This window comes from Methanococcus mangrovi (assembly GCF_054506835.1).
In genome coordinates this window covers 617,789-632,969 of record NZ_CP197114.1, presented here as the reverse complement: position 1 = coordinate 632,969, position 15,181 = coordinate 617,789, and the positions used below count along the sequence as shown (strand labels likewise).

The window sequence follows — 15,181 nt, the reverse complement described above, 5'->3', positions numbered from 1 at the left end:
GATTATGATAAAAGATGAAAGATGGGAAGGAGTTTACTCTTTTGAAGACTCACCATATTTGATGGAAACACTGACTGATTTAAGAAATGTAAATACTGAAAACATTTCATTTAGAAAAGGACTCGTTAGACTTGGAAGATACATGGGATATGAACTCACAAAAACCATGGAATTCGAAGAAATGCACGTTCAGACACCATTAGAAAAAACTAAAGGAATTTTTCCAAAAGATAGAAAAAATGTGGTAATAATAACAATTTTAAGGGCTGCATTTCCACTAATGGAAGGACTGATTAAAAACTTTGAATCTGCCAAGGTTGGAATTGTATCTGCATCAAGGGGCCACGCACCAGACTTTAATATAGAAATGAACTACATAAAAGTTCCGCAACTTACCCCCGAAGACACGGTTATTATATCTGATCCGATGATTGCAACAGGTTCTACATTGATTCACGTTTTAAAAGAGTTTAAAGATTCAAAACCTAAAAGAATGATGATAGTTGGGGTTCTCGCAGCTCCAGAAGGAATCAACGCCGTAAAAGCAGAATTTCCAGATGTTGAAATATTCGTAACAAAAATCGATGATAAATTAAATAATGATGGCTATATCTTACCCGGACTTGGGGATGCAGGTGATCGAGCATTTGGAGAACCTTTTAAAGTTTCGATGCTTCCTCAAATGCACAATCTCGAATAACATAAATAATTTTCTATTTCTTTTTTTAAGTAATTTATATATAGAGTCTACAAGTAACGTATTAAAATAGACTTTTTGGAGGTATAATTATGGATTTTGGCATACTATCCCTGTTGCCGCCGGTTGTTGCAATTGGATTGGCCTTAATCACGAGAAGAGTTTACATGTCACTATTCTTGGGTATCTTGGCTGGTTCATTATTATATAACAACTGGAATATCGTTGCAACTGCATCACATATTGTAAATACAATCATTGGAAGTGTTGAATTAAGTTCTGTTACAGGAATTTCGGCATTTACTGGTGTTGGAAATCTTTGGAATTTATTAATTTTATTGTTTTTAGTAATGCTTGGTATATTAATTGCATTAATCACGAGAGCAGGCGGGGCTCTTGCATACGGAAACTGGGCATCTACAAAAATTAAATCAAAAGAAGGAGCAAGCCTTTCTACATCATTATTAGGTATTTTGTTATTTATTGATGACTATTTCAACTGTTTAACTGTTGGAACAGTAATGAAACCAATTACTGACAAATTCAAAATTTCAAGAGCAAAACTTGCATACATTATCGATTCAACTGCAGCACCTGTTTGTATATTAATGCCTGTTTCGAGCTGGTTTGCAGCAGTTGTTGGAAATTTAAGTGAATCAGGTGTTGGAACTGGGGCTCTTTCAAATATGAGTCCATCAAGCGTGTTCTTTTCAGCAATACTCTACAATACTTACGCACTTGTCGCATTATTCATGGTTGCGATTATTATATCCCTTAAAAACTTAGATTTCGGTCCAATGAAAGTTCATGAAAGAGTTGCAGAAGAAACTGGCGATTTATTCAATGGCGATGCTGAAACTGCAGCAATCCAGTCAGAAATCGAACCATTGAGCGGTGGAAAAATTTCCTACCTCGTGTTACCATTGGTAGTCCTCATCTTAGCAATAGTCCTTGCATTCATGATTTCAGGCGGTCTTTTTGCAGGCGCGGGAATTATAAACTCGTTCTTAAGTATGGATGCATCATGGGGTCTTTTCTGGGGAGGTTTAGTAACTTTAGTATTTACCGTGCTATACTTTGTAGTATCAAAAGCAATTCCATCAAAAGAAATTGCAGAACTCTTTGTAAAAGGTTCAAAATTAATGATTCCTGCAATTATAATCCTTATCCTTGCATGGTCGCTTGGTTCAGTCATAGGAGACCTTGGAACTGGAACTTACCTTTCAAGTTTAATCCAAAACAACCTGCCTGTTCAAATTTTGCCTGCAATCATATTCCTTTTATCAGGATTTATGGCATTTTCAACAGGTACTTCGTGGGGTACTTTTGGAATCATGCTCCCAATTGCAGTCCCTATGGCTGTTGGACTTGGAATGCCTGAATTTGTCGTTCCATTCGTTGCAGCAGTTCTTGGTGGTGCAATATATGGGGACCACTCATCGCCAATATCCGACACTACAATCATGAGTTCAACTGGAGCGGGTACAAAACACATCGACCACGTTCAAACACAGCTCCCGTACACGACATTAATCGGAATCATGGCATTTTTCGGTTATCTGATTGTGGGATACACGGTAAATTTGGGCTACTGGGTAAGCGGACTCATTAACCTTGCATTTGTGGCTTTAGCAGTCTACCTTGCAGCAAACTTCCTTTCAAAAAAATAATTCAAAATAAAACTTTCTTTTTTAATTTTTATTTTAAAATAAATTATAATTTAAAAAATAGAAATGTGTTAAAAAATTTAAAAAAAGAATTTTTGTAATTATTTAGTTGATTTTTTCTTTTTTTCGATAAATTCAAGCAAATCTACGGTATCGCCAATTTTTTCAAGTTCGGATATACTCATGCTTGTTATTCTTTTATCTTCGTTGGTCTTTTTCTCAAGAACGAGCAAAGAATGACTATTTAAAATTTTAGAAATTTCATCTACAATCATCGCTTTTCTCATTGTCTCTTCATTTTCAGTTTCCTGAATATTTGTAAATATTATATTTTGGTTTTCTGCGTTGTCCCCTTTTAATTCCTCTGCTACTGCGTCAAACGGAGCTTTTGTGGTTTCAAGCAGATTAAATCCCATATCTCCAAGTATATCTATAACACGTATCTTAAAATCTTCCCCTTCTTTTAATATTTTTTCAAAAGCCTCTTCGCGACTTTTTGAAGATTTTAGCCCTTCAATGTAATCTATTATATTAATTCCTTTAATTAATGGAACGTCTAAATACTCTTCTATTTTTATTGCAACTTCTGCGGAAGGGTTTGCTTCATTTTGCTCGTATTTGTATATCGTTTTTCTTGAAACTCTCGATATTTCTGCAAGTTCGCCAACTGAAATTTTTAATTTTTCACGGGTTTCTCTTAAAACTTTCCCATCAATATTTACGAAAAATCCGCCCCTGTTTGCATAAACTACAGGAGGTTCACCAGACAGCTGGTCTTTAAAAGTATTAAATGTAACCGCTTTTATACCATATCTTTCATAAACGGCCCCTTCTTCCATTATCGAGTTTCTTGTACGGGTTCCAATAATTACCGGGACTGCTTGAAGCATTTTTGAGATATTTAAAAGCTCTTCAGACTGTTCAGTACTTAAACTATCAATATTTTTCAAAATCTTTATCAACAATCTTAAATCTGCTTTTTTAGCAATTAAATCAAAGCACGACCTTCCAAAAGGCTTCGATATAACAAAATGGGATTCGTAAAGCAGATCAATGCATTCTGAAAGTAAAACTTCTCTCATAACAATTTTACCAGCGTGGTTTTAAACCATATATTTTGATTTATTCTAAATCTAATCCACAAAGTATTTATTTCTTCTGGAAAACTTATATAGTATACAGTAACATTGACTAATATCGGTGATAACTTGAAAAAAGTAGCTGAAGATAAGGGAATTTCTTTTCAATTAAGACAGTTTAAAGAATCTGTTTTAGAATATGGCTCCAAAAGTATTCTTTACAGTGGTTCAAAAGGAGTATGTCTTCCATTTGCGCTGTTAAATGCATATGCAGTAAGAAATGTTGAAGAACAGTACTTCAGTCCTGATGCAAAATTGGATGAAATTTCAAAACTCAACTTAGGCAGTTTAGGTTATACTTACGATAATTTAAAAGATAATACAAAAATTAATCCAGATATGCTTGTTTTAATGGGTGGACTTGCAATGCCACTCTCTAAAGTTACCACATCTGATGTCAACGACTTGATTGATGATGTAAATCCAAAAAAAGTAGTTGGAATTTGTTTTTCAAGCGTCTTTCAAAAACAGGAATGGGACAAAAATATCAATTTTGACATGATAATAGACAGCCAGTTAGAGCCAGTTACAGTTTATGAAAAATAACACCAAAATAACTAAACAAATATAACTTAAGAAAAACATTTTTATTTTTTAAACACGACTAAACTATAAAATGTAGTTTGAATAATAATATAATAATCAATCCAGTAAGGCGGTGTAGTCCAATGATAAACCCCGAAGCATCTTTACTTAATAACCAGAACTCAATGAAACTTAAATTTAAAAAGCTTTTAATTGATTCTAACAGGCTAATATTATATAGAAATCTTCTTGATGACAAAATAATTGGCTATTTACTAAACATTATAAAAGAACTATCTAAAGATGAACCCGATGAATCAACCGTAGAAAAAAATTACTACGAATTAACCCATGACTTGATTATAATCGCTGAAAATGAAAATCTTAGCGGAAATATCTTAAAAGCATATATAATGAATTCAATTTTAAAAGACGAAAATATATTTGCAATATCCTGTGAAAAACATAACAATGACTTAGAAAGCCTGTATGAACTCGCATTTAAGGATATAAGTGTTTTAAAAAGAATTATGGATATTGATACGAAACATTTGAGAAGTATAATGGATTCAGACGATGAAACCATTGAAAATTATACTCCCACGTTATATAAAGACGAAAGAACCCTTTTTTCAGAGTATCGGGAAGAGCTTTTAAATATCGATTCAGTTCCAGAACTTTTGGATTCAATTATTGGATACTACTACAAAATCGGGTCTGGAGAACTTGTAGACCATATTGCATTTAAATGGAATAACAAAACTGGATTTTCGGGGATTAAATACTGCGATTTAGCCAATATGGAAAACATTGTTGGATACACGTATCAAAAAGAAATTCTTTTAAAAAATACCTCTGCATTTATCGAAGGAAATCCTGCAAATAATATGCTGCTTGTTGGTTCAAGGGGAACTGGAAAATCATCCCTTGTAAAATCCCTTGTAAAAGAATATTATCTTGAGGGTTTAAGGATTATTGAACTTAAAAAAAGCCAGCTTAAAGATTTTGAACTTATGATGGACCATTTAAGAAATAGAAACAAAAAATTCATAGTATTCCTCGATGATTTATCTTTTGAGGATACTGAAACGGAATATAAAGAATTAAAATCAATTTTAGAAGGAAGTCTTGAAAAAAAACCTGAAAATGTAATAATTTATGCAACTTCAAATCGAAGAAATTTAATAAAAGAATCTTGGTCAGAAAGAGATTCAGATATTCATTCAAACGACTCAATAAACGAAAAAATGTCACTTTCTGATAGATTTGGAATTACATTAAGCTTTTATTCACCAACACAGGAAGAATATCTTAACATGGTAAAAAAACTTGCCCTTGAAAACGGAATCAGCCCATGCAAACAGACTGATGTTAAATTTTATTCAATGAACATTGGAAAATTGTCAGAACAGACTGGTCTTATCATGGCGTGGGAAACGCTTCGTGAAGATGCAATAAAATGGGGTATTGCTCAAAACGGCTTTTCTGGAAGGACTGCAAAACAATTTATAGATTATATCATTGGAACTTACAAAAATTAACTAAATCAAGTCTTTTTTAAATTTTTAAAAACTTTTTTATCAATACTACATTTTACATTAAATTTATATATGTAAATAATACTTAACATTATGTATAAGTATGATTACATAATGTAAAATATTATAAACAAAGGTGTTGAAATGGATTTAAAAACATATAAAAAGTATCTTAGAATATTGATTTTAACTGTTGCAATTTTGGTAAGTTTGGCAGTATCTACAGGAAATGGATATCTTGCGGTTTTAATCATTATAATCGGAATTTTTACCAAGATGAACCTTCGAAAAAAACTTGATGAAGTTATAGAAGATGAACTTCTGCATAAAGTCGCTGAAAAGGCGTCATACATTACAATACAAGTTGTATGTTTAATTTTTGCATTATTAAGCGTATTTTTAACTACTTTTGAAAGTTACGTGCCTGAATATGAGTTAATTGGAAACTTACTTGCTTATTCTGCGCTATTTCTTTTATCTGTAAACATGCTGTTTAGATACATTTATAGCAAAAAATATGGACTGATTTAAGGTAATATTCATGAAAAACAAAATTAAAATATTCAGGGCGATGCACAATTTAACCCAAGAAAATCTTGCAAAAAAGTTAAATGTGACACGTCAAACGATTATTGCAATTGAAAGGGAAAAATACGACCCATCCCTTGAATTAGCATTTAAAATTGCTGAATTATTCAACACGAAAATTGAAGAAATATTCATTTATGAATCTAATGACTGAATTTACCTAAAAAAAATCAATTTTTATTTTTTTTTATACTATTTTGTTTTACAAGGTAGGTTTTTCCATTTAAATATTATTTTTTAGGAATACGATTAATTGTACAGTAAAACATTAATTACACACTTTTATAAGTTTTTACTTAAAATTGGCGATTATTATATGATAAATTTAATAATGCTTAAAAAATAAAGATTAATTTGATAGTTGGGGGAAGAATACCTATTTAAATTATAATCATTTATCACGGAGGGGGTGTAAATGATAAAATTCGTAGTGGCAACCATGGCCATATTCTCACTGTTACTGTCGTTACCAGTAGCAGAAAACAGTATTAATTATTCGGAAATGGGAGAACAATATTATCTTGAAAAAGACTATGAAAATTCCATTGAGTGTTTTGATAAAGCGATAGAATTAGAACCTGAAAATACCTGTGCGTTAGAATACCTTGGAAAATATTTCATGGAAGAAAATAAAAATTTAACTAAATCAGAATTTTATTTCAGCAGGTTACTTGAAGTAGAACCTGAAAATGAATACGCTTTGAAAAGTTTAGGGGAAATATACATTACAAATGGTGAATATGAAAAAGCGCTTTATTATTATAACAAATTACTTGAAATTGATAATTCTGTTGGAAAAACGTGGTTTTACAAAGGGATATGTTTAAAAATGCTTGGAAATTACGATGAATCTGTGGAAGCATTTGATAAAGCTACGGGAGACTGTGAATCCCTCGTTTTGACATGGGATAGCCTTGGATACATTTATTATCAAAATGGGGACTATGAAAAAGCGATTGAGTGCTTTAACAAAGCTTTAACATTAAATGGAAATTTCAAATATTCTTTAAACGGTAAAGGGCTTTGTTACGAAAAAAAAGAGCAGTACACTCTCGCAATTGAGTGTTTTGATAATGCAGTGGTTCAGGACGAATTTTACTATGATGCAGTATATAACGAGGGAATATCATACTATAAATTGAAAAATTATTCTAATGCAGTATCTTGCTTTGAAAGAGCTATCGAACTGAACAACTCTTGTGGTTACTGCTATTTTTACAAAGCCGATTCTTTAAAACATCTTGGAAAATATAAAGAAGCAGTTTTAACTTACGAAAAAGCACTGAAACTTGAACCGGAAAATCCAAGTTTTTGGAAGGGAATTGGATTTTCTTATAATTACCTAAATGAATACAATCTTTCGACCCAAGCTTACGAAAAAGCAGTTGAATTGAACCCAAATGATGATTCTTCATGGAGTAATCTTGGATATTTGCAATACAAAACTGAAAATTATAATAAATCGATTTTCTGCTTTGAAAAAGCCCTTAAATTAAATCCTGAAAATAAATACGCTTGGAATGGACTTGGAAATTCTTATTTATTACTTAAAAATTATGAAGAAGCTGTGGTGTGCTATAACCACGCAATTGAATTAGATCCACTATATAACGAACCTAAATTAAGTAAATCTTCAATTTCAAACTAAAAAATTATTTATTTTTTTGATTTTAAATTTTCAAGAAATTTTATCTGTTCAGTAATAAATTCATTGTACGGAGTTTTTATTCCAAATTCTTTTGCAATTGATACAACTGCACCATTTAAAAAATCTATTTCTGTCATATTTCCTTTTGAGATATCTTGAAGCATTGAAGAATGGTGTGCCGCAGTATTTGGAAGCTGAAACTCTTTTAAATATTTTAAATATTCTTCTGGCGTATTCCAAGGTAAAATTACTCCTTTTTTAGAAGTTACTTCAAATATTTCCGATACAATATTTTTAATTATATTCCAAGAATGTTCGTTTGAAAGTTCACCATATGGGACGTTCATAACTGCCCCTAATGGATTTAATGCACAGTTATAAATTGTTTTTGACCATATTGCACCTTGAATATTTTCTGTTTCATTAACAGGTATTTTAGTACTTTTTATTACGTTTACAAAATCACTTACTTCTTTATCAGTTCCATTTGGAAATCTTCCAATAGTCATTGGGCCCCCCTCTACTGAAACGTGCACTTTTGCATCCCCCCTCCACTCAAAACCCGTTATAATAGTTCCGCCAATTACTTTATCAGTATATTCTGAAATTATTTCTTCGTTTCCGACACCATTTTGGATGCTGATAACATTTTTGCCTTTTATAACATCTTTAAATTGCTCGCAGATTGATTTTGTTGCGAGTCCCTTTGAAGATATAATAATGTAGTCAAAATCGCGTTTCAAAACATTTTCAGAAGCTTCAAAGTTAAATATACCTTCCCCCCAAATTCCAGTCATTTTAAAGCCGGATTCACGTATGATTTTTGCATTCCTCTCCCTTGTCACTGCAAATACATTTGCTACTTTCGATAATTTAGCAGCCAGACATAATCCGACAGCACCAGCCCCAATAATTAAAACATTCATTTAAAAACCCTCGTTTTACGTTAAACTAAATTTAATTTAAATATCTGTAAAAATAGTATTAAAAGATTTAGATAGATAGTTAAAAATAAAAAAATATTTTTCTTATTTTAAAACTTCCTGAACTCGCCCAACCTGCCCATCTTCAAGCCTTACCTTTATTCCGTGCGGGTGATAGCTTGAATTCGTAAGAATGTCTTTTACAATTCCTGTAGTTAATTTACCAGTTTTTTGGTCTTTTTTAAGGACTATGTTTACTTTTAATCCCGCCGTTATTTCAGACCTGTTTTTTCCATCCATACAATCACATTATAATTTTATTTTTAATTTATCGCCTTTTTCAGAGATATAAACTCCAAATAGTACCAAAACTGCACCAATTATTGCATAACTATTTGGAATATTTTTTAAAATTAAAGAATCTGCAATCATTGCAACTATGGGTATAAAATAAATCCCGTTAGTTGTAGTGCTTGCTCCTGCAAGTCTTATTGCCATATTCCAAAACAAATACGCTATTGCTGAACAAAAAATTGCAAGATAAAGCAGTGAAAATGCAACAGCCGGATTTATTAACACCGAAAAATCAAACGTACCACTATAACCAAGTTCTACAATCGTAAACGGTATAAATAACAATGCCCCTGTTAACGTCATATCTCTTGTAACGGTTAAATTATCGTATTTTTGCAGTTTTTGAATTACAAACGTGTATAAAACCCAAGTAAAAACTGCACCAAGCATTAATAAGTCCCCAAGAGGATTTAATTCGAGTATAAACTTCCCGTTCAAGATTAAAACTGAAACTCCAAAAAGCCCGATTAAACTTCCAAAATATTTTATTTTACTTGAAAACCGCTTTTCAATTAAGTCTGAAACCATTAAATAGAATATCGGAACCGTTGCTGCAATTAATGAAGCATTGGTTGCAGTAGTGTATTCTAAAGCCACGTTTTCAAATAAAAAATACGAAGTAATCCCTAAAAAACCTGCTAACAATAAATTTAAAAAATCTTTTTTTGAATAACTTGAAAAATTTCTAATCAACACAATTAAAATCAGTGCAGCGATTGCAAAACGTATAAACCCTATTGTAATTGGCGGAATATACACTAAAAGGATTTTTGTCGATACAAAAGAAATTCCCCAAAAAATTACTGTTAAAAACATTAACAAAATACCTAATGATTTGTCGTTCATAAATTCACCAGATAATAAAAGACTAAATAGAATAAACTTTGAAAAAACAGAAAATTTAAGTAAAATTTAAAAAATTAAAAAGAATTATTCTTGTGTTTCAGCAGCAGGTTCTTCTACAGGTGCTTCAACAGGAGCTTCTTCTACAGGTGCTTCAACAGCTTTTCCAAACTCTAAAACTTCTGATTTGAAGATTTCTACTCTTTTTAATGGGAACATTTTTTTACAGTCGCCGTAGATTTTTGAACCTAAGCCACCCATTAACATAGCGTGTACGAATTCAGCAAATGCTGTTTCTTTTGCCATGTCTTTGATGATTTGTTCCATTTTAACTCTAACTTCTGTTTTGTGGTGGTCTCTTGCTCTTACAGCAGTTAAAACTAATGCTTTAACTCTTAATTTGAAACCATCTTTTGTTCTTACATCAACGATTGCGTTGATTTTGCTTCTTCTTCTTCTAACTTGTGATTTCAAGTATTCTCTTGTTGTGTCGTGACCTACAAACTGTGATGTAGCGTTGTTTCCACTTACACCATCAACTTTGAAGTACATTCTTGTCATGTGTTTTGAATGTTCGTTTGTTAAGTCTCTTAAGCTAATTTCTGAAATCCTACCAATCAATGTTGCAGGGTCGTTTGCAGGAGTTTGTCCGATTACGTCTCCACCGAATGATTGTGGTGTGTAAATATCGTACCATACTTTAGATTTCCATGTATCTTTGGCCACTCTTTTTCCTTTAGCGGACCTAGCTTTCATTCTTGCCATTGTTACACCTCATTATAACATATAGTCGGTTAAATCTGTGTAATCTCTAAGTGGTTTTACAGGTTCACCGTATATTCTTTTGATTTTACGGGCTAATTCCCTTGAAAAGTTTCCTTTTTCAGTTTTTATTTGTTTTATTCTAAAGAAGTCTCGTCCTGCACGGTATATCTTCTTTTCTTCGAATACAAAATCTTGCGGAACAAGTATGTTGAAAGAATATGTACTTTCTCTCGAATTTATAGATATGCCAACTTTTTTAGGAACATCTACTGATTTTGCCCATATCATCTTTAAGTCTTGTGCAGCGGATGAGGAAACCCTTCTTGAATCTTCAGTTTCTAATGCAGTAATTTCAACAGATTCACCAAATGCAAGGATTGTATCCTCGATTTTTAAAATTTCATCTGTTGCAATTTGAATTACAGACTGTTCTGATTCGTCGTATCTGCTTATTACTATTTTAATGTCTTTTAATTTGAAATTTTTTTCTATATCGTGTACAGTTCCACATTCCTGACACTTTACAGTAATTTTCAAATGTTTTTTTGAGTCCCTTTCTTTCAATACTTCATGAAGGGTTACTTCATCGCAACCAGGGCATTCGAGATATAATTCTTCCATTTAAACCACATAAATCTTTTTAAGAAGAATTATTTTTTAGTTCTTCTTTGGAACCTGCCTCTTTGTCTTGGTGCAGTGTTCATTTTTACTTTAACATTCATTGCTTTTTCGAGGAAATCGTCGTAGCTGAATGGAGCTTCTTCGCCAATAAGTCCTCTGTTTTTCATGTATTCTCTTGCAATAAGGTAGTACATTAAAGATACTGATTTTCTACCTTTGTTGTTTGTTGGAATAATGAAGTCAATGTGTGCTGTTAAGTGTTCTGTGTCGCACATACCAACAACAGGGATTCCGATTTCGATTGCTTCTTTTAATGCTTGTTTGTCAACTCTTGGGTCGCTCAAAAACAAAACTTCTGGTTCAGCGAATTTTTTAGCTGATGGGTTTGTTAATGTACCTGGAACGAACCTTCCAGCTACCGTGTTTATTCCTGTAACCTGTCCGAATTTTTTCAAAGGACCTACTGAATAAACTCTTCTTGTAACAGCCATGATGTCTTCAGGCTCGTAGTTTGATAAGAATTTAGCAGCAAGCCTTAATCTTTCGTCAGTTTTTCTAACGTCTAAAACATATAATCCGTCAGCTCTTACTCTGTAGATAAATCTTTTCATATCTTCAGTTTTTTGCTGAGTACCGATGTGTATCCCGGACGCCAAATAGGTATCCAAGCTTGTCAATAGATTTTCATCTGACATTTTTCTTCCTCCAAAAAAGTGGTTTCTTGACTTTGTAAAATAAAGCCTTTTACGGTAATTTTTTTTATTTTATTTGTGTTTTAGTCTTTCAAATTCAAAAATTGACTATTAGAAAAATTTAAACAGTATATGAATATGTGATTTAATATATATAGTTTTCCCAAAAGCAGATTCTATGGCCATTAGTTACAACAATTAAAATTACCTTTTTATAATTATTAAAAAAGCTTTAAATAAAGTTACTTCCTTAATTGATAATTCGGATTAAACTTCAAAGGAATTGATGTTCATATAATATGAATTATTCTATAATTAAAATGAATATACTGTTGCATTATCACGGATAGATAACTCTGAATAGGTAACATTGGTGGAACAGATGGACTTTACGCTAATAGCAGGTGTTCTTGGTGGGCTCGCTTTATTCATTTACGGTATGAATTTAATGGGTAACGGGCTTCAAAAAGTCGCGGGAGATGGATTAAAACGACTTATTGAAGTGTTAACTAAAAATAAATATCTCGGTGTATTGGTTGGAACTGTTGTAACGATGTTGATTCAAAGCAGCAGTGCTACAACCGTTATGGTTGTTGGTTTTGTTAATGCATCCTTAATGAACCTTAACCAGGCAATTGGGGTTATTATGGGTGCAAATATCGGTACTACAGTTACTGCACAGCTTGTTGCATTCAAACTGACAGATATTGCACCATTAATTGTTGCATTCGGTGTTATCATGCAGCTTGCATCAAAAAAACGAAAACATTCAGATATTGCAGAAGTTCTGATTGGTTTTGGTATATTATTTATTGGAATGCACACGATGTCAAGCGTGTTAAAGCCACTTGCAGGAGAACCATTCTTTACAGATCTATTAATGAATCTTGAAAATCCAATTCTCGGATTGCTCGTTGGACTTGGAATGACACTTATGATTCAAAGCAGCAGTGCAACAATCGGTCTTTTAATTGCAGTAGCATCAACCGGTGCATTAAGCCTTGCTGTCGCATTTCCAATATTATTTGGTGACAACATCGGAACTTGCGTTACCGCGCTTCTTTCGAGTATCGGTGCAAACAGGACTGCAAAAAGAGCTGCACTCATGCACTTGCTCTTTAACATCATCGGCGCAATGATATTCATGGTTTTAATTTACACAACCCCGCTAATTTCATGGATTCAGAGTTTGAGTGCGGGAAGTATTGAAAGACAGATTGCAAATGCACACACGATATTTAACGTTACAAACACTCTTATAATGCTTCCATTTGCCGGATTTTTCGTTTATGCAGTTGAAAAACTAATTCCGATAAAAGATTATGAAAAAGAATTCATGCCCGTAAAATATCTCGATTCAAGAATTATTGTTGAAATGCCATCTATTGCGGTTGGACTTGGGATAAAAGAAGTTGTAGAAATGGGAAAATTCGTGCGTGAAAACTTAAGACTTGCAAAAGATGCATTTGTAAGCAAAAACATTCACAGCATCAAAGAAGTGCACGAAAAGGAAAAAATAATAGATACAATGGCTCATGAAATCACGAACCACTTAATTGAGCTTTCGAATCAGGAAATTTCAGAAAACCAAAAATTAAAGATTACAAGCCTGATTAGTAACGTTACAAGCCTTGAGAGAATAGGCGACCTTGCAGAAGATATTTCAGAACATGCTGAAAACGTAATTGAAGACAATATTGAATTTACAGATACTGCAGTTGAAGAAATCAACGTCATGTTTGATAAAGTAATGACTGCTTTAGAAACTGCACTCGAAGCTTTTGAGACTGAAGACGAAGTATTAATCGAAAGGGTAACATTCCTTGAAGATGAAGTTGACAATCTTGAAAAAACGTTTAGAAAACAGCACATACAAAGATTAAATGCTAAAGAATGCGCTCCAAGAGCAAGTATTATATTCTTAGATATTATCGGTTACCTTGAAAGAATATCTGACCACGCTGTAAAAATTGCAACAGGCCTTGAAGAAGAGGAATTTGACGCATAAAATTTAATTAATATTTTTAATTATTTAATTTTTTAAAGTTCATTTAAATCTTTACAGATACAGAATTCACAGATTGAAAGTTCATTTGATTGCGCATTTTTTATTGGACAGTAATAGTTTCCGTTTTTTTCAATTATCTGCTTTCCACCAGGAAATCTTGTTGTTAAAGCGTGGAGTGGCCTTTTATTTATAAATATTAAATAATTTATAACAGTTTTTACAAGTTTTTCATAAGAATCTCTTCCAGTTCGTTTAGAACCAATATTACAAAGTCTTAAATCGACTTTTTTCAGCGCTTCTCCATCAATTTCAAAATTTTCGATTTCTTCTTCAGTTTTATTCTTTATTTCCTTCAAAACTTCTGGAAAAAAAGTAAAAAAGTCTTCAAGGTATCCTTTTTTATAGTCTTCAGGTAAATACGCCATATCTTTTTCTAAATAGATTTTTGCATTCATTAAATCAAAAATGCTTACATTGTATGATTCTTCTTTAAGTTTAGAAAAAAATTTTCGGCTGTTCATCCTGTTTCCCAAAAAATGTTGATTTTAAAATAAAATTTATGTTTATTTCCCGTAACATGTGCGCTACATCAACGGGAATTATCCAAAGACGTGCTCTACACCAAAACTTATCAGTGCAACGATTATTCCACCAAGAACCATTTTTAAACCGGCTAATAAAAGATTGTCCCTTGAAAGCTTTCCAATGAATATTCCAAGTCCAAGAAGTATCAGTAAAGTGAGTGCTATTGCCATTATCAGCGCAAACATGGTGTCAAATATAAAAAATGGAATTACAGGAATTACTGCACCGATACAGGTTGATAATCCATCATAAGTTCCACTGTACATTGTTTTATTTATCTTATACTGGTATTCGTGAGTTCCTTTTAAATTTCCATTACCAATTAAAAGGCTTTTTTCTTTTTTCTCCCGTTCTTCTTCGATTATTGCACGTTCTGCGGTTAGTGCTCCAAGTATATTTGATATACCATTTGCAATTCCACCGCCGATTCCTGCTGCAATAATTATCGAGGTTTCCCCACCGCTTGCGCCAATAACTACACCGAGTGTTGAAAGGGAGCCGTCGATTAAACCCCTCACGACATATCTTGTATCAAATTCTCTTTTGAAATTTTTTAAAACTTCCTTAATTTCCACTAAAAATCCCCTT

General features: G+C 32.4%; 17 protein-coding genes. 8 read left to right on the top strand and 9 right to left on the bottom strand.

The annotated features are described in order from the left end of the window. Positions 1-4: 4 nt before the first annotated feature. Together upp and ACS5L2_RS03455 are read left to right on the top strand one after the other, a co-directional pair. Positions 5-700, top strand: a complete 696-nt coding sequence (gene upp / locus ACS5L2_RS03460) for a uracil phosphoribosyltransferase (RefSeq protein ID WP_459202374.1) — start codon at positions 5-7, stop codon at positions 698-700. Between the two features lie 89 nt (positions 701-789). Then, positions 790-2,367: a Na+/H+ antiporter NhaC family protein gene (locus ACS5L2_RS03455; protein WP_459202373.1), complete on the top strand. Its 1,578-nt coding sequence runs from the start codon at positions 790-792 to the stop codon at positions 2,365-2,367. Positions 2,368-2,465: 98 nt separating this feature from the next. Here ACS5L2_RS03455 and ACS5L2_RS03450 read toward each other — a convergent pair whose 3' ends face one another. Continuing rightward, positions 2,466-3,446, bottom strand: a complete 981-nt coding sequence (locus tag ACS5L2_RS03450; protein ID WP_459202372.1) for a transcriptional regulator — start codon at positions 3,444-3,446, stop codon at positions 2,466-2,468. Between the two features lie 126 nt (positions 3,447-3,572). Between ACS5L2_RS03450 and ACS5L2_RS03445 the strand changes: the two genes are divergently transcribed. The 5 genes from ACS5L2_RS03445 to ACS5L2_RS03425 all read left to right on the top strand — a co-directional run bounded on the left by ACS5L2_RS03445 (position 3,573) and on the right by ACS5L2_RS03425 (position 7,802). Next, the gene (locus ACS5L2_RS03445) at positions 3,573-4,049 is read left to right on the top strand and encodes a DUF2124 family protein (protein ID WP_459202371.1); all 477 of its coding nucleotides are present in this window, start codon (positions 3,573-3,575) and stop codon (positions 4,047-4,049) included. 122 nt (positions 4,050-4,171) lie between these two features. Beyond that, a complete protein-coding gene (locus ACS5L2_RS03440) occupies positions 4,172-5,569 on the top strand; it encodes an ATP-binding protein (protein WP_459202370.1) in 1,398 nt (465 codons plus the stop codon). Between the two features lie 141 nt (positions 5,570-5,710). Further along, complete coding sequence (locus ACS5L2_RS03435; protein ID WP_459202369.1) at positions 5,711-6,097, top strand: DUF2178 domain-containing protein; 387 nt, start codon at positions 5,711-5,713, stop codon at positions 6,095-6,097. A 10-nt stretch (positions 6,098-6,107) separates the two neighbouring features. Beyond that, complete coding sequence (locus tag ACS5L2_RS03430) at positions 6,108-6,308, top strand: helix-turn-helix transcriptional regulator (protein WP_459202368.1); 201 nt, start codon at positions 6,108-6,110, stop codon at positions 6,306-6,308. Between the two features lie 261 nt (positions 6,309-6,569). Next, on the top strand, positions 6,570-7,802 hold the full coding sequence (locus ACS5L2_RS03425; RefSeq protein WP_459202367.1) for a tetratricopeptide repeat protein: 1,233 nt from the start codon (positions 6,570-6,572) through the stop codon (positions 7,800-7,802). Between the two features lie 8 nt (positions 7,803-7,810). On the opposite strand, the gene ACS5L2_RS03420 is transcribed toward ACS5L2_RS03425, so the two are convergent. From ACS5L2_RS03420 to rpsB, 6 genes are all read right to left on the bottom strand, one after another. Then, entirely contained in the window at positions 7,811-8,728 is a 918-nt protein-coding gene (locus ACS5L2_RS03420; RefSeq protein WP_459202366.1) for a ketopantoate reductase family protein, read from the bottom strand. A 102-nt stretch (positions 8,729-8,830) separates the two neighbouring features. Then, on the bottom strand, positions 8,831-9,025 hold the full coding sequence (locus ACS5L2_RS03415) for a YwbE family protein (protein WP_459202365.1): 195 nt from the start codon (positions 9,023-9,025) through the stop codon (positions 8,831-8,833). 9 nt (positions 9,026-9,034) lie between these two features. Beyond that, a complete protein-coding gene (locus ACS5L2_RS03410; RefSeq protein ID WP_459202364.1) occupies positions 9,035-9,925 on the bottom strand; it encodes a DMT family transporter in 891 nt (296 codons plus the stop codon). A gap of 84 nt (positions 9,926-10,009) precedes the next feature. Beyond that, positions 10,010-10,687, bottom strand: a complete 678-nt coding sequence (locus ACS5L2_RS03405) for a 30S ribosomal protein S3ae (protein ID WP_459202363.1) — start codon at positions 10,685-10,687, stop codon at positions 10,010-10,012. A 12-nt stretch (positions 10,688-10,699) separates the two neighbouring features. After that, entirely contained in the window at positions 10,700-11,308 is a 609-nt protein-coding gene (locus tag ACS5L2_RS03400) for an HVO_0476 family zinc finger protein (RefSeq protein WP_459202362.1), read from the bottom strand. Between the two features lie 29 nt (positions 11,309-11,337). After that, positions 11,338-12,003 (bottom strand): 30S ribosomal protein S2, encoded by a 666-nt coding sequence (gene rpsB / locus ACS5L2_RS03395; RefSeq protein ID WP_459202361.1) that lies wholly within the window; start codon positions 12,001-12,003, stop codon positions 11,338-11,340. Positions 12,004-12,382: 379 nt separating this feature from the next. Here rpsB and ACS5L2_RS03390 point away from each other — a divergent pair, with 379 nt between their 5' ends. Further along, the gene (locus ACS5L2_RS03390) at positions 12,383-14,008 is read left to right on the top strand and encodes a Na/Pi cotransporter family protein (protein ID WP_459202360.1); all 1,626 of its coding nucleotides are present in this window, start codon (positions 12,383-12,385) and stop codon (positions 14,006-14,008) included. A gap of 32 nt (positions 14,009-14,040) precedes the next feature. On the opposite strand, the gene ACS5L2_RS03385 is transcribed toward ACS5L2_RS03390, so the two are convergent. Together ACS5L2_RS03385 and ACS5L2_RS03380 are read right to left on the bottom strand one after the other, a co-directional pair. Further along, positions 14,041-14,529: a DUF2115 domain-containing protein gene (locus ACS5L2_RS03385; RefSeq protein WP_459202359.1), complete on the bottom strand. Its 489-nt coding sequence runs from the start codon at positions 14,527-14,529 to the stop codon at positions 14,041-14,043. Positions 14,530-14,607: 78 nt separating this feature from the next. Beyond that, positions 14,608-15,168, bottom strand: coding sequence for a TIGR00267 family protein (locus ACS5L2_RS03380; protein WP_459202358.1), 561 nt, complete (start codon positions 15,166-15,168; stop codon positions 14,608-14,610). Between the last annotated feature and the right edge of the window lie 13 nt (positions 15,169-15,181).

Coding starts and splice junctions, on each gene's coding strand:
- ACS5L2_RS03415 (WP_459202365.1), bottom strand. CDS start 9,025: ATGGATGGAAAAAACAGGTCTGAAATAACGGCGGGATTAAAAGTAAAC.
- ACS5L2_RS03420 (WP_459202366.1), bottom strand. CDS start 8,728: ATGAATGTTTTAATTATTGGGGCTGGTGCTGTCGGATTATGTCTGGCT.
- ACS5L2_RS03450 (WP_459202372.1), bottom strand. CDS start 3,446: ATGAGAGAAGTTTTACTTTCAGAATGCATTGATCTGCTTTACGAATCC.
- ACS5L2_RS03425 (WP_459202367.1), top strand. CDS start 6,570: ATGATAAAATTCGTAGTGGCAACCATGGCCATATTCTCACTGTTACTG.
- ACS5L2_RS03385 (WP_459202359.1), bottom strand. CDS start 14,529: ATGAACAGCCGAAAATTTTTTTCTAAACTTAAAGAAGAATCATACAAT.
- ACS5L2_RS03400 (WP_459202362.1), bottom strand. CDS start 11,308: ATGGAAGAATTATATCTCGAATGCCCTGGTTGCGATGAAGTAACCCTT.
- ACS5L2_RS03390 (WP_459202360.1), top strand. CDS start 12,383: ATGGACTTTACGCTAATAGCAGGTGTTCTTGGTGGGCTCGCTTTATTC.
- upp (WP_459202374.1), top strand. CDS start 5: ATGATAAAAGATGAAAGATGGGAAGGAGTTTACTCTTTTGAAGACTCA.
- rpsB (WP_459202361.1), bottom strand. CDS start 12,003: ATGTCAGATGAAAATCTATTGACAAGCTTGGATACCTATTTGGCGTCC.
- ACS5L2_RS03405 (WP_459202363.1), bottom strand. CDS start 10,687: ATGGCAAGAATGAAAGCTAGGTCCGCTAAAGGAAAAAGAGTGGCCAAA.
- ACS5L2_RS03430 (WP_459202368.1), top strand. CDS start 6,108: ATGAAAAACAAAATTAAAATATTCAGGGCGATGCACAATTTAACCCAA.
- ACS5L2_RS03410 (WP_459202364.1), bottom strand. CDS start 9,925: ATGAACGACAAATCATTAGGTATTTTGTTAATGTTTTTAACAGTAATT.
- ACS5L2_RS03435 (WP_459202369.1), top strand. CDS start 5,711: ATGGATTTAAAAACATATAAAAAGTATCTTAGAATATTGATTTTAACT.
- ACS5L2_RS03440 (WP_459202370.1), top strand. CDS start 4,172: ATGATAAACCCCGAAGCATCTTTACTTAATAACCAGAACTCAATGAAA.
- ACS5L2_RS03455 (WP_459202373.1), top strand. CDS start 790: ATGGATTTTGGCATACTATCCCTGTTGCCGCCGGTTGTTGCAATTGGA.